The organism is Cupriavidus sp. SK-3 (genome assembly GCF_000611145.1).
Classification (GTDB): domain Bacteria; phylum Pseudomonadota; class Gammaproteobacteria; order Burkholderiales; family Burkholderiaceae; genus Cupriavidus.
Map to the genome: position 1 here is coordinate 1 of NZ_JFJV02000274.1, position 1,275 is coordinate 1,275.

Annotated in this window: 1 protein-coding gene; it reads right to left on the reverse strand. The window is 64.2% G+C overall.

What is annotated here, in order from left to right:
- Positions 1-75: 75 nt before the first annotated feature.
- A complete protein-coding gene (locus CF70_RS30035; protein ID WP_035874276.1) occupies positions 76-966 on the reverse strand; it encodes a Kdo hydroxylase family protein in 891 nt (296 codons plus the stop codon).
- Positions 967-1,275: the final 309 nt, after the last annotated feature.

The following is a 1,275-nucleotide window of genomic DNA, read 5'->3' on the forward strand; positions in this document are numbered from 1 at the left end:
CCGCAGGGGTGGTGAAACCGCCTTTGACTTTGACTTTGACTTTGAAGTTAGGCATTTACAACCAAACCATCAACCTCAACCCACCACCATCGGCCTGCCCAACATCCGCGACAACACCGCCTCAGGCGAATGCGTATGGTCCCCGATCGCCTTCGGCGACAAATAATAAGTCTGCTCCATCATCGCCCGCCCCCGCATAGCCGCGTGCAGCACCTGATCACTGAACACAATCCAGGTCGACCCCGGCGGGAAATGGAATTCCTGCTGCGGCACGTTCGCCTGGTACGCCAGATCGGCCTTGGCAAGATCATGCAACTGCAGCATGCGATGGTCATACTCCGAACGCCGGCGCTTGGTGATATGCAGCAACTCCATCACCTTCGCCTGCCCCGGCCACATCCCCTTGGTCTTCGGCACAAAGCGCTTCGCGAAGTCGCCAAAGGGTTCGCCCACCCGCCACACGCGCGGCGCCTGCGGGTCAATATTGTGGAACACGCGCAGCAGCCGCTGACCCAGCAGCGGATTGGACGGGAAGGAGTCCACATGCAGCCGGGTGTCGTCCTTGCGCCAGCTCACCGGCCGCCCGGCGATCTCACTCGGGCGCAATGAGGTGCCGGCGCGCACCATGTGCGGGCCATATTCCGGGAACAGGCTCAGCACCAGCTTCTCGCTGTATTCGGCATAGCGCCGAATCAGGCGATAAAGGTCCTTCAGGTCCTGTTCGCCACCAGTCGCGCCGCGCACTGCCTGGTCGTTGGCGCGCAGGTTGATGTTCTTGGATTTGCCGTCCGACCAGCGGCTATCGAGAAAGCGTTCCTCGCCCGGCTCGAACTGAAAGCGCAACTGGGGGAAGAACAGCACCGCGCCCTGCTCCAGTTCGCGGCGAAGTTCGGCTTTGGTGCCGGCATCGACCTGCGGCGCCCACTCGGTATAGGGCTGAGGCCGGATCAGGTTGAACGCGGGCATGCCTGCCCCTGGCGCGGTGGCCGGGCTGGGCGCGGAAGGCGTAAGGGTCGAATCAAGTGACATGGGGCATCCTCGGTATGCGGGCTCCGGCGGGCTTCTGTGCGCAAATGCACGCGCTGCGCCGGGATAACAAAGCGCCACTCGCCGCACCGCTTTGCCATCCCGCGATTCTACCCTCGCGACCGTGCCCCGCCATGCCCCGCATCGGCCCGCTTGATCCAGGACAAGGCTCGCCCAAGCCGCGCGCGGCAATCCCGGACGAAAAAAACGCCGCCCGAGGGCGGCGTTCCGGTGCGGCGGGGGGGGGGG

Bases quoted from the DNA above. Each gene is read 5' to 3' on its own strand.
- CF70_RS30035 (WP_035874276.1), bottom strand. From the start codon at position 966: ATGCCCGCGTTCAACCTGATCCGGCCTCAGCCCTATACCGAGTGGGCG.